The sequence below is a fragment of the Actinomadura rugatobispora genome (genome assembly GCF_055379765.1).
Genome location: NZ_AP029191.1, coordinates 4,570,392 through 4,589,348 on the forward strand (window position 1 = coordinate 4,570,392; position 18,957 = coordinate 4,589,348).

Annotated in this window: 17 protein-coding genes; 11 read left to right on the plus strand and 6 right to left on the minus strand. The window is 73.8% G+C overall.

The features are described from left to right. Positions 1-127: 127 nt before the first annotated feature. Positions 128-868: a PaaX domain-containing protein, C- domain protein gene (locus tag ACZ466_RS20130; protein ID WP_378282962.1), complete on the minus strand. Its 741-nt coding sequence runs from the start codon at positions 866-868 to the stop codon at positions 128-130. Positions 869-953: 85 nt separating this feature from the next. Here ACZ466_RS20130 and ACZ466_RS20135 point away from each other — a divergent pair, with 85 nt between their 5' ends. Next, on the plus strand, positions 954-2,735 hold the full coding sequence (locus tag ACZ466_RS20135; RefSeq protein WP_378282963.1) for an acyl-CoA dehydrogenase family protein: 1,782 nt from the start codon (positions 954-956) through the stop codon (positions 2,733-2,735). 4 nt (positions 2,736-2,739) lie between these two features. Here ACZ466_RS20135 and ACZ466_RS20140 read toward each other — a convergent pair whose 3' ends face one another. Next, positions 2,740-3,474, minus strand: a complete 735-nt coding sequence (locus tag ACZ466_RS20140; RefSeq protein WP_378282964.1) for an SDR family NAD(P)-dependent oxidoreductase — start codon at positions 3,472-3,474, stop codon at positions 2,740-2,742. A 69-nt stretch (positions 3,475-3,543) separates the two neighbouring features. On the opposite strand from ACZ466_RS20140, the gene ACZ466_RS20145 reads away from it, so the two are divergent. From ACZ466_RS20145 to ACZ466_RS20165, 5 genes are all read left to right on the plus strand, one after another. Beyond that, complete coding sequence (locus tag ACZ466_RS20145) at positions 3,544-4,407, plus strand: LysR family transcriptional regulator (RefSeq protein ID WP_378282965.1); 864 nt, start codon at positions 3,544-3,546, stop codon at positions 4,405-4,407. Positions 4,408-4,530: 123 nt separating this feature from the next. After that, positions 4,531-6,216 carry an alkaline phosphatase D family protein gene (locus tag ACZ466_RS20150; protein WP_378282966.1) on the plus strand — a complete coding sequence of 562 codons (1,686 nt, stop codon included), beginning with the start codon at positions 4,531-4,533 and terminating at the stop codon, positions 6,214-6,216. Positions 6,217-6,545: 329 nt separating this feature from the next. Next, complete coding sequence (locus ACZ466_RS20155; RefSeq protein ID WP_378282967.1) at positions 6,546-9,215, plus strand: sigma-70 family RNA polymerase sigma factor; 2,670 nt, start codon at positions 6,546-6,548, stop codon at positions 9,213-9,215. A gap of 457 nt (positions 9,216-9,672) precedes the next feature. Then, positions 9,673-11,253, plus strand: a complete 1,581-nt coding sequence (locus tag ACZ466_RS20160; protein ID WP_378282968.1) for an NYN domain-containing protein — start codon at positions 9,673-9,675, stop codon at positions 11,251-11,253. Between the two features lie 90 nt (positions 11,254-11,343). After that, positions 11,344-11,985, plus strand: coding sequence for a tol-pal system YbgF family protein (locus ACZ466_RS20165; RefSeq protein ID WP_378282969.1), 642 nt, complete (start codon positions 11,344-11,346; stop codon positions 11,983-11,985). 14 nt (positions 11,986-11,999) lie between these two features. On the opposite strand, the gene ACZ466_RS20170 is transcribed toward ACZ466_RS20165, so the two are convergent. Next, entirely contained in the window at positions 12,000-12,542 is a 543-nt protein-coding gene (locus tag ACZ466_RS20170) for a hypothetical protein (protein ID WP_378282970.1), read from the minus strand. A gap of 90 nt (positions 12,543-12,632) precedes the next feature. On the opposite strand from ACZ466_RS20170, the gene pyrE reads away from it, so the two are divergent. Continuing rightward, a complete protein-coding gene (gene pyrE, locus ACZ466_RS20175) occupies positions 12,633-13,178 on the plus strand; it encodes an orotate phosphoribosyltransferase (protein ID WP_378282971.1) in 546 nt (181 codons plus the stop codon). A 47-nt stretch (positions 13,179-13,225) separates the two neighbouring features. On the opposite strand, the gene ACZ466_RS20180 is transcribed toward pyrE, so the two are convergent. Next, positions 13,226-13,657 carry a hypothetical protein gene (locus ACZ466_RS20180; protein WP_378282972.1) on the minus strand — a complete coding sequence of 144 codons (432 nt, stop codon included), beginning with the start codon at positions 13,655-13,657 and terminating at the stop codon, positions 13,226-13,228. Positions 13,658-13,726: 69 nt separating this feature from the next. Continuing rightward, on the minus strand, positions 13,727-14,455 hold the full coding sequence (locus ACZ466_RS20185) for a DedA family protein (RefSeq protein ID WP_378282973.1): 729 nt from the start codon (positions 14,453-14,455) through the stop codon (positions 13,727-13,729). Between the two features lie 379 nt (positions 14,456-14,834). On the opposite strand from ACZ466_RS20185, the gene fbaA reads away from it, so the two are divergent. From fbaA to ACZ466_RS20205, 4 genes are all read left to right on the plus strand, one after another. Further along, entirely contained in the window at positions 14,835-15,857 is a 1,023-nt protein-coding gene (fbaA, locus tag ACZ466_RS20190) for a class II fructose-bisphosphate aldolase (protein WP_378282974.1), read from the plus strand. 122 nt (positions 15,858-15,979) lie between these two features. Next, positions 15,980-16,435 (plus strand): winged helix-turn-helix transcriptional regulator, encoded by a 456-nt coding sequence (locus ACZ466_RS20195; RefSeq protein WP_378282975.1) that lies wholly within the window; start codon positions 15,980-15,982, stop codon positions 16,433-16,435. Between the two features lie 68 nt (positions 16,436-16,503). Next, positions 16,504-17,034 (plus strand): GNAT family N-acetyltransferase, encoded by a 531-nt coding sequence (locus ACZ466_RS20200; RefSeq protein ID WP_378282976.1) that lies wholly within the window; start codon positions 16,504-16,506, stop codon positions 17,032-17,034. Positions 17,035-17,059: 25 nt separating this feature from the next. After that, positions 17,060-17,491, plus strand: coding sequence for a DUF3151 domain-containing protein (locus ACZ466_RS20205; RefSeq protein ID WP_378282977.1), 432 nt, complete (start codon positions 17,060-17,062; stop codon positions 17,489-17,491). Here the strand turns inward: ACZ466_RS20205 and ACZ466_RS20210 are convergent. Then, complete coding sequence (locus ACZ466_RS20210; RefSeq protein ID WP_378282978.1) at positions 17,488-18,921, minus strand: FAD/NAD(P)-binding protein; 1,434 nt, start codon at positions 18,919-18,921, stop codon at positions 17,488-17,490. The genes ACZ466_RS20205 and ACZ466_RS20210 overlap by 4 nt on opposite strands. Positions 18,922-18,957 lie beyond the last annotated feature (36 nt).

Genomic DNA, 18,957 nt, shown 5'->3' on the forward strand with positions numbered 1-18,957 from the left:
CGCCAACAGTTCCGAACCCCCGACCTCTCCCTGTCTCCTTCCCTCGCTTCGGCGGCCGCGCCAGGGGAGCCGATCACGATTGGAGCAAGGTCCTGTGAGGGGCTCGGGCGTGCGGGCCCAGAGCGCCTCAGGCGAAGATGTGCTCGCTCAGGAGGCGTTCGAAGGCGGCCTCGAAACGCTCGTAGTGCTCGCGCAGGCCGGGGCCGGGCCAGCCGGAGTGGAGCAGCGGCGGGGGCAGCAGCGGATCGCGCAGCAGGTGGCGCAGGACGGCGGCGGAGACGGTGAACTGCTCGGCCAGAGTGTCGGCCTGGTCGAGGGCGGCGCGCAGGTCGCCGGCGGTGGCCGTCCAGGCGTCCAGGTCCCAGAGGACGGCGGCGAGGGCGGCGGGGTCGCGTTCGGGCCGCCCCTCCAGGAAGGTGCACTGCCGCTGGACGATCTCGGGCCGTCCGGGGCGGCTGAGGTTGGCCGGACGCAGCCAGGTGCCCTCGCGGAGCTCGGCGAGGCGGAGCGCGGACATCGCCTGGCGCAGCGCGGCGCGCTCGGCGGGGGAGCGGCGTTCGGCGGTGATGACGGCGATCTCCCAGGTGCCGTCCCAGGGGCGGGTGCGGGGGAAGCGGCTCTCGTCCTGGCGGGTCTGGCGGTTGCGGAGCCGGTCGGTGAGCTCGTAGCGGCCCTTCTCGTCCTGGACGAGGTCGCCCGAGGCCACCATCCGCGACAGCGCGACCCGGATCGTGCCCTCGGCGATGCCGAACAGCTCGCCGACCCGGACCGCCTGGCGGGCGCCGATGCGGGGCGGGTGCAGGCCGAGGAGCGTGCTCAGGACGACCGAGCGCGCCGTCAGCGGTCTGAGTTCCAGAGTGTTCGCCATGTGGGGCAGGACCTTACCGGCACGGAACCGTCCAGGATGAAATTACAGACTTTCGTCGACTGTAGCGAGAGTGTAATGTCCGGCCATGGCGTCCTATCTGATCGAGCCCGTGGACCGGCTCCCGTTCGGCGGCCCGGAGAAGGCCCGCCGGTACGCGACCGAGCGCTACCAGGGGGCCGCGGGCCTCAACTGGTACACCTGCGACCCCACGCTGCGCCTCCTCATGCGGCGCCACCTCGGCGCGGACGGCCTCGCCTGGGCCGAGCCGCGGCTGACCGAGCTGGGCGCGCTCATGGGCGGCCCGATCGCCGAGCGGGCCGAGGAGACCGACCGCGACCCGCCCCGCCTGGAGAAGTACGACCGGTGGGGCCGGGACATCAGCCGGGTCGTGATGCCGCCGTCGTTCGAGGCCGCCCGCGCCGACCTGGTCGCGACCGGGTTCACCCGTCCCGGCTTCGTCGCCGAGGCGAAGGCGGCGGGCGTGGACCCGGCGCCGCTGGGCGTGGCCTGGAGCTACCTGCTCGACCAGGCCGACATCGGCATGGCCTGCGCGCTCGGCACGGGCGGCGACATGGTCGTCGGGCTGACCGAGCCGTTCGCCCCCGAGGACGTCAAGGAACGCGTGCGCGAGCTGTTCGCGGCCGGGGAGTTCTCCGGCGAGGCCGCGCAGATGCTCACCGAACGGTCCGGCGGCTCCGACCTCGGCGCCCTGGAGTCGACCGCCACGCCGGACGGCGACGACACCTGGCGGCTGAACGGCTTCAAGTGGTTCGCGTCCAACGCCAACGGCTCGGCGTTCGTCGTCCTGGCCAAACCCGAAGGAGCGGTGGACGGCGTGCGGGGCATCGCGCCGTTCCTCGTGCTGCGGGAACGGCGGGACGGGTCGCGCAACGGCATCCGCGTCCGCCGCCTCAAGGACAAGCTCGGCACCCGCTCGGTCGCCTCGGCCGAGATCGAGTTCACCGACGCCGAGGCGTTCCTCCTCGCCCCCGCCTCCAGCGCCCCGGTGGAAGGAGCGGCGGGCGACGGCAAGGGCCTGGCCCGCATGATGGAGCTCACCAACGGCGCCCGGCTCGGCATCGCCGCGATGGGCCTGGGCTGCGCCCGCCGCTCGCTGGTCGAGTCGCTGTGCTACGCGCGGGCCCGCGAGGCGTTCGGGGCACCGCTGTACGAGCAGCCGCTGATGCGCCGCAAGCTCGCCGAGCTGATCGTGGAGACCGAGGCCGCCCAGGCCCTGGTCTTCGACGGCTACCTGGGCCGGCCCCGGCTCCGGATCGGCGCCGCCCTCATCAAGCTGCGCACCGCGCGGCTCGGCGTGACCGCCGCCAGCGACGCCATCGAGATCCACGGCGGCAACGGCTACATCGAGCAGTGGCCGGTGGCCCGGATCCTGCGCGACGCCCAGGTCAACCCGATCTGGGAGGGCGGCGACAACGTCCTGTGCCTGGACGTGCGGCGCGCGATGGAACGCGAGCGGGCGCACCTGCCGTTCCTCGACCGGCTCGAGAGCGCAGCCGCCCGGGCGCCGGAGGGCGACGGCGCGACCGCCGGCCTCGTCCGCGAGCGCATCGGCGACCTGCGCAAGGCGATCGAGCGGTGGCACGGCCTCGACCGGGCCACCGCCGAGGCCCGCCTCTACCCGCTCGCCCAGTACATGGCCGACGTGTACGCGGCGGCGCTGCTGCTGGAGCAGGCCGGGTGGGAGCGGTCCGAGCTGGGCACCGACCGCAAAGCGCTGGTCGCCCGCCTGTACGCGGGCGCCCGGCTGGCCGACCAGGGCGCGCTGCGCGGCATCGACGCCCCGTCCGAGGACCTCGACCGCTTCGAGGAACTGGCCGGCGGCGCGTTGCTCGACGACCGCTCCTAGCGCCTCACCAGGGATAGGCGCCGTTGTCGTCGAAGGCTCCGCCGGTCGGGCCGTCCGGGCCCAGGGTGGCGAGCTTCACGGCGATGGCGGCGCCGTCCGCGGCGGTGCGCGTGATCGGGATGCCCAGGTCCAGCCCCTTGAGGAAATCGGTGTTGCAGGGCCCCGGGATCGCGCAGTTCACCAGGACGCCGTCGGCGCGCAACTCCTTGGCGTACTGCACGGTCAGCATGTTCAGCGCCGACTTGGACGACACGTACGCCGCCGCGGCGGGCATCGCGGTGAAGTAGTGCCCCGGGTCGGTCATGTTGGTGAGGGAACCGGTGCCGCTGGACACGTTCACGATGCGCGCGGACGGGGACCGCCGCAGCAGCGGCAGCATGGCGTTGGTCACCCGCACCACCCCGAACAGGTTGGCCTCGAACACCTCCTTGATCTCCGCCACCTCGCACGCGCTCGGCGGGGTCAGCGTCCCGGGGACGCCCGCGTTGTTGACCAGCACGTCGAGGCGGCCGTAGCGGTCGCCGATCTCCGCCGCGGCGGCGTCGACGGTGGACTGGTCGGTGACGTCCAGGGCGATGCCGCGGGCGTTCTTCAGGCGGGCCACCGCGTCCGCGCGGCGCCCCTCGTCCCGGGCCCCGACCAGGACGGTCATGCCGAGTCCTGCGAGCCCGGCGGCGATCTCGAAGCCGATCCCCTTGTTGGCACCCGTCACCAGAGCGATCTTCGTGTCATCGGTCATGGCCCGATTGCACACCGCCCTCCGCGCCCGGTCCAGGATCATCCCGGTCCCGGGCAATACCCTGGCGGTATGGCCGATGGTCCGGACCGGATCGAGACGCGGGAGCTCGCCTACTTCGCCGCCGTCGCCGAGGAGCTGCACTTCGGGCGGGCCGCCGCCCGCCTGGGCATCGCGCAGCCGCCGCTGTCACGGGCGATCCAGCGGCTCGAACGCAGGCTCGGCGTCCTGCTGCTGGAGCGCACGCCCCGCGGCGTCACGCTCACCGGCCCCGGCGAGGTGCTGCTGCGCGAGGCGCGGCGCGCCCTGGAGGCGGTGGACGCCGCCGTCCGCCGGACCCGCCGCGCGGGCGCCGGCACGGAACGGATCGTCCTGGTCATGAAGCCGGGCGGGGACGGCGGCCTGCTCCCCGCGATCCTGGACGCCTACGAGGCCGCCGAACCCGACCCCGTGCCCGTCGAGGTGATGATGTGCGGGATCGGGGAGCGCGGCCGGGCGCTGCGCGACGGATCGGCGGACGCCGGGCTGCTGCACACCCCCTACGAGGACCTGACCGGCTTCGACACCGAGGAGCTCGTGACCGAGGGGCAGGTCCTGATCGTGCCGCGCGGGCACCGGCTGGCCGGGCGCGGGCACGTCACCCTCGCCGACCTGGACGGCGAACGCCTCTTCGACCGGGAGCGGGACGGGATGCCCGAGGCCGGGCACCTGATGCAGATGATCGCGCTGGGCCGGGTCGCGATGCTGGCGCCGGAGTCGGTGGCCGACCACCTGCGCCGCGACCTGGTGTGCGTGCCGGTGCCGGACGCGCCCGCGGTCACGGTCGTGATCGCCTGGCCGGAGCGGACCCGGTCGCCCGCCGTGGCCGCCCTGGTGCGCGCCGCCGGGGCCGCGGCCGCCGGGGGTGCGGCCGCGGGGCGTCGTGTCCGCGGGTAACGTCACCGGTACAGCCAGCCGTACCCCCGCCGGTGGCGCAGCCGATACAGCGGCGGGGCACCCCGGGCCGGAACCGCCGAAACGATGGACGCGGCCACCGTCCGTCCGCTAGAGAAACGTGTTATGACCGCTTTGGTACTGGGTCCCCTGCTCCGGCACGTGTCCGAGCGCACGGCGACGATCTGGGTCGAGACCGACCGTCCGTGCGAGGTCCGCGTGTCCACCGGGGCGCCCGGCGTGGAGGCCGCCGCGCGCACCTTCACCGCGCACGGCCACCACTACGCGCTCGTCGAGATCGACGGGCTGGACCCGGGCGCCCGGGTCCCGTACGCGGTCGCGCTGGACGGCGAGACGGTGTGGCCGGAGCCCGGCTCGCCGTTCCCCGCCAGCCAGATCCGGACGATGGACACGGCCGGGATGGTCCGGGTCTCCTTCGGCTCGTGCCGCCGCTCCCCCGACCGGGCCGGGGTGCACGGCCTGGACGCGCTGTCCGCGTTCGCCCACCACCTCGCCGCCCAGCAGGCCGCCGACGCGGGCGGCCGCGGCGACGGCGGCCGCGCCTGGCCCGACGCGCTGCTGATGGTCGGCGACCAGATCTACGCCGACGAGCTCGGCGAGGAGATGCTCGCCTACCTGCACGAGCGCCGCGGCCCCGACACCGAGCCGAAGGGCGAGGTGGCCGACTTCGAGGAGTACACCAAGCTCTACGAGCTGGCCTGGCAGGAGGACCCGGCCGTGCGCTGGCTGCTGTCGACGCTGCCGACGTTCACCGTGTTCGACGACCACGACGTCCGCGACGACTGGAACACCTCCCACGCCTGGCGCCAGGAGATGTGGAAGAAGCCCTGGTGGCGGGCCCGGATCACCGGCGGCATCGGCTCGTACTGGGTCTACCAGCACCTCGGCAACCTCTCCCCCGAGGAGCGCGCCGCCGACCCGGTGTACGTGGCGGTGCGCCTCGCGGCCGCGGAGGGCGGCGACGTCGGGAAGATCATCGACGAGTTCGCCGAGCGGGCCGACCGGGAGCCGGCCACCGCCCGCTGGAGCTACGCGCACGACTGGGGCGGCACCCGCCTGATCGTCGTCGACAGCCGGGCGTCGCGGCTGCTGACCGCCGACAGCCGCGGGATGCTGGACGAGGAGGAGTTCGCCTGGCTGGACGGGCAGGTCCAGGGCGGCATGGAGCACCTGCTGATCGCCAGTTCGCTGCCCTACCTGCTGCCGCGCTCCATCCACCACGCCGAGGCGTGGAACGAGGCGATGGCCGACGGCGCCTGGGGCAAGCGCGGCGCCCAGCTCGCCGAGGGGATCCGGCAGGCCGCCGACCTGGAGCACTGGGCGGCGTTCGACCGCTCGTTCCGCGCGATGGCCGACTACGTGCTGGCCGTGGCGCGGGGCGAGCGCGGCACGGCCCCGGTGAGCATCTCGTTTCTGTCCGGCGACATCCACTACTCCTACCTCGCCCGGGTCACCAAGCCCGACACCGGCCGGACCGACGCGGCGGGCCGGGCCATCGGCGGGACGGCGATCACGCAGGTGGTGTGCTCGCCGCTGCGCAACCCGCTGGCCGGCAAGTTCCGCACGGCCAACAAGGTCGCGGGCACGCCGCTGCTGCCGGGGATGTTCCGGATGCTGGCCAAGTCCGCGAAGGTGCCGGTGCCGCCGCTGAAGTGGAAGATCACCGACGGGCCCTGGTTCGAGAACGCCATCGCGACCGTCGAGCTGGCCGGACGCCGTTCCCAGGTGCGCTGGGACACGCCGCTGTCGGCGACCGAGATCGGCGAGATGGGCCGCGCCCACATCTGCTGACCCGGCGAACCGAGACGCCCGCGGCGTGAGGTGCGTCCGCTCCGCCCCCTCAACGGAGCGGACGCACCTCGCCGGACCATCGGCGTCCCCGCCCTTGCCCCCTCCTCGGGAGCGGCCCAGGACGCCGATGGCGTTCTGTGGGTTTCACGGGCGACTCCCGGCGGCGCCGGGAGTCGTCGCCGGGCGGCGACCTTCGGAAAATCCTCACGCAAAGGATGACGGCGAGCCTGTTTGACCATGACGCGGTTTGCGGAATCTTCTTCAGCGACGTTCGGTGGTCATGTAGTAACAATGGGCGAGTCATATTCCGGGTAAGGCAAGGAGTGATCGTGAGCGAGACCGCGTCAAACCTGCCCTTGGCGGAGTCCAGCGACGCGGTGCTCATCTCCCGGATCCGTGCCGGCGAGGTCAACGCGTACGGGCTCCTGTACGAGCGGCACATCGGGGCGGCGCGGGGGCTGGCCCGGCAGCTGGCCGAGGGGGACGCGGCCGAGGACGCCGTCCAGGAGACCTTCGCCAAGATCCTCGACGTGCTGGGCCGGGGCGGGGGGCCGCGGTCGGGGTTCCGGCCCTACCTGCTCACCGCCGTCCGCCGCACCGTCTACGACCGCCACCGCCGGGAGCGGCGGCTGCAGTCGACCGACCGGATCGAGCTGTACGACCCGGGGGTGCCGTTCGTCGACCCGGCCCTGGAGGGGCTGGAGCGCACGATGATCGTCCGGGCCTTCCAGTCGCTCCCCGAGCGCTGGCAGGCGGTGCTCTGGCACACCGAGATCGAGGGCGCCCGGCCGGCCGACATCGCGCCGATCCTCGGCCTGTCGGCGAACGGCGTCGCGGCGCTGGTGTACCGGGCCAGGGAGGGGCTGCGGCAGGCGTACCTGCGGATGCACCTGGCCGATCCGCCGGACGCGGCGTCCGGCGCGGGCGGGGAGGCGGCTGCGGCGATCGACGAGCGCTGCCGCCCCGTCCTGGACATGCTCGGCGCGTACGTGCGCCGCGGCCTCGCCAGGCGCGACTCCCGCACCGTCGAGCGGCACCTGGACGACTGCGAGTCCTGCACGGCCGTCTACGGCGAACTCGTCGACGTCAACACGCGGCTGCGGGACGCCGTCGGGCCGTTCATCCTCGGTACGGCGTCGGCCGCCCTCCTGGCGTCCAAGGAGGGCGCCGCGACGGGCGGCGCCTACGCCGCCTGGTGGCACGCGCTGCGGCGGATGCCCACGCTGCAGCAGCAGGGCCTCGGGGTGGGCGCCGCGGCGGTCGCGGCCACGGTCGCGATGGCCCTGGTCCTGGTCTCGGGCGACGAGCCCAACAGGCCCGGCCCGCCTCCGCCGGCGGCGGTGAGCCCCCCGGGAGCGGACCCAAAAGCGCCGGGGGCTGGTCCACAGCCCCGTCCCCAGCCACCAACGGCCGGCCCGAGCGCGCCGGGGGAGCCACCCCGACCCCCGGCGGCTCCCCCGGCAGCCCCGGCAGTCCCGGCGCCACCTCCCCCTCCGGGCAGCCCTGCCCGACTGACGGCAAGCCTCGGAACGGTGGGAGTCCTTCTCCGCGAAGAGGCCGGGATCCTCGCGATGGCGGTGCGGAACGCGGGCGCCGGCCGGTCACGGGACCTGACCGCCGATGTCGACCTTCCCCCGGACGTGACCTACCCGGGAGGCGCGACGGGAAGGAACGCGGCGATGTTCACCCCGGCACGCCCCCCAGGGGACGGGTGGACCTGCCGCCCAGGCCGCCCCGGCACAAGTCCAAGCCCAGGCACGGACGCGGGCACAAGTACGGCCACAAATACGGGCACAAGTACGGGCACGACCGCGGGCGCGGATACGACCGCGGGCGGGGCCACAAGTACGGGCACGGGCACGACCGCGGGCCCGAGCGGCGACGGTAACCGCGTGCGCTGCACCCGCGCGCCGCTGGAGCCGGGGGCGACGACCACGGCCTACCTGCACGTCCAGGTGGGATCGTCCGCGCCGTACCGGACCCCGCCCACGATGACGCTGCGCTCCGGCCCCGCGCGGGCCTCCGCCGAGGCGCCGGCGGGCGTCGCGGCCGAGGGCCTGTCCGCGCGCTTCGCCGCCGACGGCCGGGTCCGCGCCCTGGAGGCGGGCAACGCGCTGCTCGGCTGCGACGAGCGCGTCCCCGGATGCCGCCGCGCGCTCGCCCGCAAGGGCCAGGCCCGCGACAACGACTTCTGGGCGATGCACCCGGTCGACCGGGACGACGACGAGACCACCACGAGCTCCAGCGCCGCGCGGGTGGCCTTCCCGGACGGCGCGAAGGTGCTGTGGGCGGGCCTCTACTGGTCGGGCAGCGTCAGTCCCCACCACCCCCGGCAGCTCCCCGGCGGCGCGGGCAGGGCGCGGGTCGCCAGGGTGCGGCCCCCGGGGGCGGAGCGGTACGAGACCGTCCGCGCCAACGAGGTGGAGTGGGTTCGGCTACCCGGGTCCACCGGCGCCTACCAGGCGTTCGCCGAGGTGACGGCGCTCGTGCAGCGGCACGGCGGCGGTACGTGGTGGGCCGGGGACGTCGCCCATGGGGGGCCGCTCACGGACGTTCCCCGGGCCGGGCACTACGCCGGGTGGAGCCTGGTGGCCGTGGTCGAGGACCCGGCCGCCCCGCACGGGCGGGCGATGGTGCTGGACGGCGCGCGCCCGCTCGGCCCGGAGGCGCCCGGCGGCCTCGGCATCCCGCTGCACGGCCTGCTGCCCTCGTCCCGTCCGGCCCGGATCGGACTGGTGGCGTGGGAGGGGGACGCGGGACTGGACGGCGACCAGCTGCTGCTGAACGGCCGGGAACTGGTCCCGGCGGGCGGCGACGGTTCGCCGGGAAACGTTCTCGACGGTTCCGCGACGGGGGCGATCGGCCCGGCCATGACTTTCGGGACAGATATCGATGACTTCACCGCCACGCTCGGTCAGAGTCCCGGTTTGGCGCTCGTGACCCGGCGCGATGCGGTGATCACCGGAGCGGTCACCGTTACCGCCCCCGGAGGTCACTGACCGCAGTCCGGACGGCCGTCAACCGATTCTTCGTGTAAAAATCATGTGCACTCATTAGGGACAGACCGGAACGGCTGGTAGCGTCCGCGCTGACACCTCGATCAGGAAAGACGATCACTAAGGCGATGCCGTGACGTGGCACGGCGTCGCGCCCTCCGGTGCGCACGGCTCCCCCGCGTTCGCGAACCAGGTCCGCCGGTTCGTCGCGGGAGCGCACCGCCGACCGCGGATTTGTGAGTCCGGGTGGCTCGCATATGGCTAAGTGTCATGAAAGAGTGGCGAATCGCCGTATTCGCCTACGGGGCTAACGGGCTTCACTACGCTATAAGCCCGGGGCTTTCTCCGCCCGCGTCCCCGAGAGCAGGAGGGGGAGACCGCCGCACGATGGTCACCCGCGCCACCCTGACCGAGGAATGGGCTTCCGGAGAGGTCCCGCGTTGAGGAAGGGCGATGTCGCATGGATCGCTGCGCGCTGTTCGTAGACGCCGGCTACCTGCTGGCCGACGGCGCCATGGCGGTGCACGGCACCCGCCATCGCGAGACCGTCTCGTGGGACTTCGGCGGCCTGCTGCAACTGCTGGGCAACCTGGCCCGCGAACGCACCGGCCTCCCGCTGCTGCGCTGCTACTGGTACGAGGCCACGGTCGAGGGCCGGCGCGCCCCCGAGCACGAGGCCCTGGCCGACCTGCCCGGTCTCAAGCTGCGGCTGGGCCGGGTCCGCCCCGGGCGGCGCGAGGGCGTCGACACCGAGATCCACCGCGACCTGATGACGCTGGCCCGCAACGGCGCGCTGGCCGACGCGGTGGTGGTCAGCGGCGACGAGGACCTCGCCCAGGTCGTGGTCGACGCCCAGGACTTCGGCGTCCGGGTCACGGTCGTGCACGTCACCATGGACGGCGGCTGGACGATCGCGCGCTCGCTCCGCCAGGAGTGCGACGACCTCATCGAGGTCGGGTCCGGGCATCTGCGGCCGTACGTCAGCCTGCTGGCCGGTCTCGAAGGCGTCCGCGACACGGGCGCCGTCCGCGAGAGCCCCGCCATCGAGGCGCCTTCCGTCGGGGGCACCGGGATCGGGGCCATCGGGGCGATCGGCGCGGGCACGCCGGCGGACATCCCCAGCCCGCTGTCGAACGGCCACGGCACCGGCGGCCACATCGGCCCGCTCCACACCGCCGACGCGCACAACGGCGCGCCCCCGTCCACCCCGCTGACCGGTCCGGCGCAGCCCGTCGGGCAGTCCGCCCCGGACCCGTCCCCGCAGCCGCCTCCCGGCCTGGGCTACGTGTCCGACACCGGTTCCACCTACGGCCTCGGCTCGTCCGGATACGACACGCCGTCCAACCTCGGCTTCGGCTCCAGCACCACCGGCGGTTTCACCCCCGGGACCGGATACTCCAACCTGGGCAACGGCAGCGTCAACGGCTCCACCCCAGGCATGGGCACGGGCGCCTATCCCGTCCCGGGCAACGGCAACGGCAACGGCTCCGGGCCGAGCGCCTCCAGCGCGCCGCAGACACCCCCGGCGCCTCCGGCACCGCCCCCGCCGAGCATCCCCCCGTCCCCCCTGCACGCGGCCCCGACGCCCAGCCCCAGCACGACCGGCCCCGGCATCACGGGCCCGAGCGTCCTCGGCCCCAGCACGACGGGCCCCGTGACCTCCGCGCCCCCGCCGCAGCCGAGCACGGGCCCCCAGTACCTGCCGCCCACCTCGTCCGTCCCGCCGGCGCAGCAGCACGGTCCCTACACCGGGCCGCAGCAGATCACGCCCGTCCCCGCCGTGCAGCAGTCCGCCCCGACGCTCGCGGACGCGGTCAAGGCCGCCCACCAGGAGGGCCAGGACTTCGGCGAGTCCGTGGCCCGCGACGCGCCCGCGCTGTGGCTGGAGGCGGTGCTGGCCCGCAAGCCGCGGATGCCCTCCGACCTGGAGGCGCGGCTGCTCCAGGGGTCGGCGCTGCCCATCGACTTCCTGCTGCACGACGAGGTCCGCCACGCGCTGCGCCGCGGCTTCTGGGACGCCCTCGAACGTTCCCGCAGGTGAACCGCTGACGGCGACACCGTACGCGTAGGTAATTCACGATCCTCCTCGATTCACCCGCTTCGCTCGCCGAGCGACGGGTAGCGTTGAAGCGTGACGCATGTGACGGAAGACGATCTCGACGATCTGGAGTTCGACACCCTGCGCACGGGCGATCACATCTCGGCGGCACGGCGGCTCTCCGAACTCGCCGAGTCGGTGTCCGGCGGGGTGTCGCGTGCCAATGTGCTGCTGCGGGCGGGCGAGCAATGGCAGCACGCGGGAGATCACGCCAGGGCGGCCGAGCTGTACCGCGCCGCCCTCGAGGACGGCGGCGAGACCTACGGCGACGCCCGCGCCTACCTCGCCGACGCGCTGTTCGAACTGGGCCAGGCCGACGACGCGCGCAAGCTCGTCGAGCAGATCCGCGCCGACAAGCCGCGCGACCCGGAGGTCTACCGGGCCGTCGCCGAGGTGCTGTACGCCCAGGGCGACGCGGCGGGCGCGCACGAGTGGGCCACCGGCGGCGCCGACGTGGTCCTGGCCCTGCGCGACCGCGCGGTCGGCGTCGGGGCGGGCACCGGCGGCACGCCCGAGGACGAGGACCGCTCCCTCACCCCGGGCCCCGACGACGTCGCCCTGGCCGAGGACAGCCTGGAGGCCCTCCTGCGCCTGCGCTACCGCGCCCGCGTCGACCTGGGCCGCGAGGAGGACGACTACGACGCCCTCCTCGACGACCTCCTGAAGAACGCCTGACCGCTGCGGCGGTGTCAGAGGGTCGCTATCAGGTCGTTGAGGGTTCGGGCCAGGGAGGTTTTCGGGGGCTGCTCCACCACGGACCAGCCGCGCAGGCGGGCCTCGCGGAGCGCGGGGTCGGCCGTCCCGGCGTCACCACCGGTCCCTTGCGCCCCGCGCGTGGTGGTGCGGAGGTAGCCGCAGGGGGCCTCGGGCCAATCGGGCGGCACCGGTACCGAGGGCTCGTCGTGGTCGTGGGCGTGCCCGTGGCCCAGGCGGGGCAGTTCGGCGTCCAGGAAGACGTAGCCGCCCACCTTGCGGTGGGCCGCGCGTTGCGCGAGGGCGATGCCCGGCAGCAGCGGGCCGGCGCCGCCGCGGGCGACGAGCACCAGGGGCGCGGTGGGGGCGGTCGCGGAGATCACCAGCGAGGCGCGCGCCACGTAGCGGGGGCCTGAGCTGTCGGGGACGTCCGGGGTGACGACGTCAAGCCCGTGCAGCCGGAGCATCTCGGGCAGGTCGCCCCAGGCGGCGGAGCGGGCGTACGGGGAGTGCAGGAGCACGAGGGTTCCGGGGGTCACGTCACCTCCCGTGACCAACCGTACCGGGTTCGGGCCGGAGTTCAGGGCAGCGTGCGGCGCGTGTGGGAGGCCCGAATAGGGTGGCTCGATGTGAGCGAACGTGATGACCTGCTGGAAGAGATCAAGTCCAAGGCCGTCGTGCACGGCGACTTCGTGCTGTCGTCGGGGAAGCGCGCGTCCTGGTACGTGGACCTGCGCCGGGTGACGCTGGACGGCGCGGCGGCACCGCTGGTGGGACGGGTGATGCTGGACGCCACCGCGGACCTGGACTACGAGGCCGTCGGCGGGCTCACGCTGGGCGCCGATCCGGTCGCGGCCGCGATGCTGCACGCGGCGGCGGCCCGGGGGCGCGCGCTGGACGCGTTCGTGGTGCGCAAGGCGGGGAAGGCGCACGGGTTGCAGCGCCGGATCGAGGGCCCGGACGTCACCGGACGGCGGGTGCTGGCCGTCGAGGACACCTCGACGACGGGCGGCTCGGTGCTCACGGCGGTGGAGGCGCTGCGCGAGGCCGGCGCCGAGGTCGTCGCGGTCGCCACGATCGTCGAGCGGGGCGCCGCCGAGCGGATCGCCGCGGCGGGCCTGGAGTACCGGTACCCGTTCACGGTCGCCGATCTCGGCGTGGCGGCCACCGGCTGACGCCGGGCGGCGCGACGGCGATCCTCGCGGGGGCGAGGACCGCCGGCTCACCTTTCGGGAACGAACCACTCGCCGCGTTCGCCGGCCGCCTTCTGCGGCTGCTTCTTGCCGTAGATGACGACCTCGACCGCGGCGCCGTTGTTCGCGACCACGTTGAGGGGAGCCTGCTCGTACTGGAGCGCCTCGCCGGTGTTGAGGACGCCCTGCTGGAGCACCTCACCGCTGCCGGGGACCCGCACGTAGACCTGGGTGGGGGCACCCGTGACGCGGATCAGCAGCGGCGTGACCGACGCGGTGCTGGAGCTGGTACGGGCCGACCTCGTCGTCCGGGGGGACGCCGGCTCGCTCGCGGTCGGCTCCACCTGCCCGGGATCGCTGGAGCCCGCGGTGCCCGCGGGCCCAGGATCGTGCGAACTGGAGGTCAGCGCGTTCACCAGCGCGATGCCGCCCGCGACCAACAGCCCTAATGCGAGCAGCACGGCTACGGCCGCTATGAGTATGCGCGCGAGACCCCTAGGGTCCGACCGATGACGTCCCACATGGGGAGGTTAGCGATAACTGTCACCGCTGAGCGACGGACGTGACTCTTCAGAGGCATTCTTATTCGTACCGTTGCCCGATCCGCGCCTGCCGCGGACCATCTCGCGGGCGATCGGGATCATCGACAGCACCAGCAGTACCGCGATCCCCGGGAGGATGTAGTGCTGCAGGCCGGGCACCGAGGCGCCGAGGAGGTGCCCGGCGAGGAAGAGCGACTCTGTCCAGATCACGGCGCCGACGAGGTTCCAGAGGAGGAACCGGCGGGAGCTCATCCCGACCATCCCGGCGAGCGGGTTGAGGAACGTCCGGACGATCGGGATGAAGCGGGCGAGGACCACGGCGCGGGCGGGGCCGAAGCGCGCGAAGTAGTACTCGGCCTTCTCCGCCCATTCCTGCCGGAAGATCCTGGAGTCGGGGCGGTCGAAGAGCCTGCGGCCGTAGCGGGCGCCGAGCCAGTGCCCGAGCTGGGCGCCGAGGACGGCGGCGATCGGCCCGCCGATCATCAGCCAGGTCAGCGAGAGCGGAGTGCCCTCCTGCTCGGCGGCCACCGGGACGGCGGTGAGCAGGCCCGCGGTGAACAGCAGCGAGTCGCCGGGGAGGACGCACCCGAAGAGCAGCCCGGTCTCGGCGAAGATGACGGCGATGACGCCGGCCGTGGCGAAGGCTCCGAAGAGCTCCAGCCAGGGCGTGGGATGCAGCCACTCGACGAGGTCGAGCGGGACGAGTGCAGGGTCCACGCCAGCGAGAGTACCCGCGGGGCCTCCGCCTTCCCGTGAGCGGCGCGGACCCGGTTGGGCCTGGACGCTTTTGTAGGGCTCTACGGGGAACGTGACATGTATCCGCCATGTCCGGGGTCGTCCGGAACGCCCGCGCGCCTCTGCGGGCTTCTGCGTCGTTCGCACGGGGGCTTGGCGGACGCCGTGACGGGTAATCCGGGATACTGGCGGCTGTGGAGCCCACCCTTATGGCGGGTGAGGATCGGCACGAGATACTGACCGTGGACGGCACGCCCTGCCCGGGCCCCGCGTCCCTCCGGCCTCGGCCGGGGCGCGCGGGCCGGGGCGCACCGCCCGGCCGGATGCCCGGCGGCACCGCTGCGTAAGAAAGGACGCTGAAATGCCCATCGCAACGCCCGAGGTCTACGCGGAGATGCTCGACCGTGCCAAGCAGGAGGGCTTCGCCTACCCCGCCATCAACGTCACCTCCAGCCAGACGCTGAACGCGGCGCTGCGCGGTTTCGCCGACGCCGAGAGCGACGGGATCATCCAGGTCTCCACCGGCGGCGCCGAGTACCTCTCCGGTTCGGCCGTCAAGGACATGACGACCGGGTCGGTGGCGCTGGCCGAGTTCGCCCACGTGGTGGCCGAGAAGTACCCGGTCAACATCGCCCTGCACACCGACCACTGCCCCAAGGACAAGCTGGACGGCTTCATGCGGCCGCTCATCAAGGTCTCCCAGGAGCGGGTGGCGCGCGGCGAGCGGCCGCTGTTCCAGTCGCACATGTGGGACGGCTCGGCGGTGCCGCTGGAGGAGAACCTCCAGATCGCCGCGGAGCTGCTGGCCGAGTGCGCCAAGGCCCAGATCATCATGGAGATGGAGATCGGCGTGGTCGGCGGCGAGGAGGACGGCGTCGCCAACGAGATCAACGAGAAGCTCTACACCACCGCCGGCGACGCGCTGGCCACCGCGGAGGCGGTCGGCATCGGTGAGAAGGGCCGCTACATGCTGGCGGCGACGTTCGGCAACGTGCACGGGGTCTACAAGCCGGGCGCGGTGAAGCTGCGTCCCGAGGTCCTCAAGGAGATCCAGGAGGCGGTCGGCGCCAAGCACGGCAAGGACCGGCCGTTCGACCTGGTCTTCCACGGCGGTTCCGGCTCGTCCCTGGAGGAGATCCGGGAGGCGGTGTCGTACGGCGTGATCAAGATGAACGTCGACACCGACACCCAGTACGCCTTCACCCGCCCGATCGCCGCGCACATGTTCAGCAACTACGACGGCGTCCTGAAGATCGACGGCGAGGTCGGCAACAAGAAGCAGTACGACCCGCGCTCGTACGGCAAGGCCGCCGAGGCCAACATGGCCGAGCGGGTCGTCGAGGCCTGCCAGAGCCTGCAGTCGGCCGGCCAGAAGATCAAGTAATCGCCCCCGAGACCGCCGAGGCCGGCGGGCCCGCTCCGGGCCCGCCGGCCTTTGCCGTCGCGGACCGGTTCCCGCACCGTTCACGGGTTCGTTGTGTCACACAACCTGGGTAGGCTCGGAGCGTGGTACTGCCCCGCACCTACGACTCACAGAACTGCTCGGTCGCCCGCTCGCTGGAGGTCGTCGGCGACCGCTGGACGATGCTGGTGATCCGTACCGCCTTCGAGGGCGTGCGGCGCTTCGACGACTACCAGGACGCGCTCGGGATCGCCCGGAACGTGCTGACCGACCGGCTCACCCGGCTCTGCGACGAGGGGATCCTGCGGAAGGTGCCCTACCAGGAGCGCCCCGACCGCTACGAGTACCGGCTGACCCGCAAGGGCGTGGAGCTGTGGCCCGCGATGATGGTGCTGATGCGGTGGGGCGACCGGCACTACGCCCCGGCGGGCCCGCCGGTGATCGTCGCGCATGCCGGCTGCGGCGGCGTCCTGGGCGACGACCTGAGCTGCGACGCGTGCGGCAAGCGCCTGCAGCCGGACGAGGTCGAGACGCGTCCCGGTCCGGGCGCCGGTCTCTGACACTCCGCCGCCCGGTTTTACCTCCGACATAGTTGCTTCATGAAACGCACTGCGGTCCAATGAGTTTTATGAAGCAACTCATCGCCTCCGAGGTGCGCTTCCGCCCGTACGGGATCACCGACGGGGAGCGGCTGCGCCGGATGTCGGCCCGGCTCTCCCGGCACAGCCTCTACACGCGGTTCTGGTCCGGCACCCCGCGGATCCCCGAGGAGTACGCGGCCGCCCTCGCCGTACTCGACCACTGGGACCGGGAGGCGATGGCCGCCCTGCTGGACGGCGAGATGATCGGCATCGCCGAGTACGTCCGGGACCCGGACCGCCCCTGGCGCGCCGAGCTGGCCGTCCTGATCGCCGACCCGTGGCAGCGGCACGGCCTCGCCACCGCGCTGGTCGGCTACCTCGCCGCGCTGGCCGGACGGCGCGGCATCACCGAGTTCGACGCCGACGTCCTGCTGGAGAACCGCACCGCGACGCTGGCGATCCTCAGCAGCTGGCCCGCCGCCCGCCCGGTCGGCGCCGACGGCGCCGCGCGCTACAGCCTCCCGCTGCCGGTCCCGGCCGCGAACCCGCCGGTGAACCCGGTGGTGACCCCGGGTTGAGCGGCCCCGGTCCCGGCCACCTACCATGACCCGCATGACCCAGAATCTGCTCGGCGGCCCGCCACCGACCGAACTGCCGGACAACGCCGAGGCCCGCGAGGCCCTGGACGCCGGCACCGACCCGGTCGAGGTGGCCGCGCGCCATCCGGAGTACCCGGGCGCGTGGGCCGCGCTGGCGGATCGCGCCTTCGCCGGCGGCAGCGTGATCGAGTCGTACGCGTACGCGCGCACGGGCTACCACCGGGGCCTCGACCAGCTGCGCCGGGCGGGGTGGAAGGGTCACGGCCCGGTGCCGTGGGAGCACGAGGCCAACCGCGGGTTCCTGCGGGCGCTGCACGCCCTCGGCCGCGCCGCCGCCGCCATCGGCGAGGACCACGAGGCCGAGCGCTGCCGCACCTTCCTGCGCGACAGCAGCGCCACCGCCGCCGACACCCTCAACGGCACCCCCAGCGCCTAGCGCGCGAGCGACGCCGCGGCCAGGTGCGCCCGGGCGGCGACGGCCGGGATGCCGGAGGTGACGAACGACCCGCCGCCCGCGAGGTCGCCGACCACGTGCACGCGCGGGTCGGGCCGCCCGCCGACCAGGAGCCGCCCGGTGGACGGGTCGGTGCGCAGGCCGCCGGACGGATCCAGCGCGGCCCCCGCCGCCAGCAGCGCCGTCACCAGCGGCTCGGCGGTCCGGGGGACCGCGTGCGGGGGCGGGTTCACCGCGTTGATCACGACGTCGGCGGTCCGCTCGCCCGCCGCGTGCGCGAGCCGGAACCCGCCGCGCGCCCCGCGTCCCGGCTCGATCTTCTGAATGCCCCGCACCGCTTCGAGCTGCCCGGAGTCGAAGAGGTCCAGCAGCGCGGCGGCGTTCACCGGGACCATCGGGGAGGCCAGGCCGACGGCCGTGCGGAAGTGGCGTTCCCGGAGCAGGCGGCGGTCGGCGCCGGGCAGCATCCGCCACACCCGCGGGGCGAGGCCGTGCGCCGTGATCCGCAGGATCTGGCGGCCCACGGCGGGGGAGTCCACCTCGTCGACCCCGCGGCGCAGGATCCCGGCCGTGTCGGCGGACCGGGCGTCCGCGGCGATCCGGGCGGCGAGCTCGTCCCAGTCCTCGCCGTGTTCCGCCAGCTCGGCGCGCATCAGCCCGGCCAGGGCGTCCAGCGTCACCGGGCCGGTCAGGGCGCGCACCCGCTCGAACGTGAGATGCCGCAGCTCGATCTCCCTCGGTCGCTGCCACACGTACGGCAGCGCCCCGCTCCGCGACACCAGCGAGATCCGCCCCGTGTGCCCGCGCGCGGCCAGCGACACCACGATGTCGACGGCGGTCAGGCCGCTGCCGAGGACGGCCACGTCGCCGCCCGCCGGGACGTCCGCGAGCGTCCGCTCCAGCGGGTAGGGGTCCGGGACGAACCCGGGCGTGCCGGTGAGCCCGTAGTGGTCGAGGGGCGCGCCGCCGCCCACGCACAGCACCACCCGGTCGACCTCATGGCGGCGCCCGTCCCCCGTCGTCAACGTGAGGCGCTCACCGGCGGAGACGCCGGTCACGGCCGCCCGCACCACCCGCGCCCGCCCGAACTTGGTGAGCGCCGCCCGCGCCGTGTCCTCCAGGTAGCCGCCGAACACGCCGCGCGGCACCAGCGGCCTGCCCAGCAGCCGGTCCATGTGGACGGCCCCGCGCTCCCCCAGCCACCGCACGTAATGGCCGCCGTCCCGGAACCGGATCGAGCTGATCTCCGGCGTGACGTTGACCCGTACGGAGTCCAGATCCGGCTGGTACGGCCGCCCCCGCCACGGCAGCCGCGCCGGGTCGAACACGGTGACCGCCTCGGCGGTCCCGGGCGGCAGCGCGTCCAGCAGCCCCACGGCCGCCGCGCCCGCCCCGATGATCCCGATCTCCATGCCTTCCTCCGATCTCGTCCGACCTGAGGAAGCCTG

Coding starts and splice junctions, on each gene's coding strand:
- ACZ466_RS20145 (WP_378282965.1), top strand. CDS start 3,544: ATGGCCGATGGTCCGGACCGGATCGAGACGCGGGAGCTCGCCTACTTC.
- ACZ466_RS20200 (WP_378282976.1), top strand. CDS start 16,504: ATGAAGCAACTCATCGCCTCCGAGGTGCGCTTCCGCCCGTACGGGATC.
- fbaA (WP_378282974.1), top strand. CDS start 14,835: ATGCCCATCGCAACGCCCGAGGTCTACGCGGAGATGCTCGACCGTGCC.
- ACZ466_RS20135 (WP_378282963.1), top strand. CDS start 954: ATGGCGTCCTATCTGATCGAGCCCGTGGACCGGCTCCCGTTCGGCGGC.
- ACZ466_RS20205 (WP_378282977.1), top strand. CDS start 17,060: ATGACCCGCATGACCCAGAATCTGCTCGGCGGCCCGCCACCGACCGAA.
- ACZ466_RS20210 (WP_378282978.1), bottom strand. CDS start 18,921: ATGGAGATCGGGATCATCGGGGCGGGCGCGGCGGCCGTGGGGCTGCTG.
- ACZ466_RS20160 (WP_378282968.1), top strand. CDS start 9,673: ATGGATCGCTGCGCGCTGTTCGTAGACGCCGGCTACCTGCTGGCCGAC.
- ACZ466_RS20150 (WP_378282966.1), top strand. CDS start 4,531: ATGACCGCTTTGGTACTGGGTCCCCTGCTCCGGCACGTGTCCGAGCGC.
- ACZ466_RS20130 (WP_378282962.1), bottom strand. CDS start 868: ATGGCGAACACTCTGGAACTCAGACCGCTGACGGCGCGCTCGGTCGTC.
- ACZ466_RS20140 (WP_378282964.1), bottom strand. CDS start 3,474: ATGACCGATGACACGAAGATCGCTCTGGTGACGGGTGCCAACAAGGGG.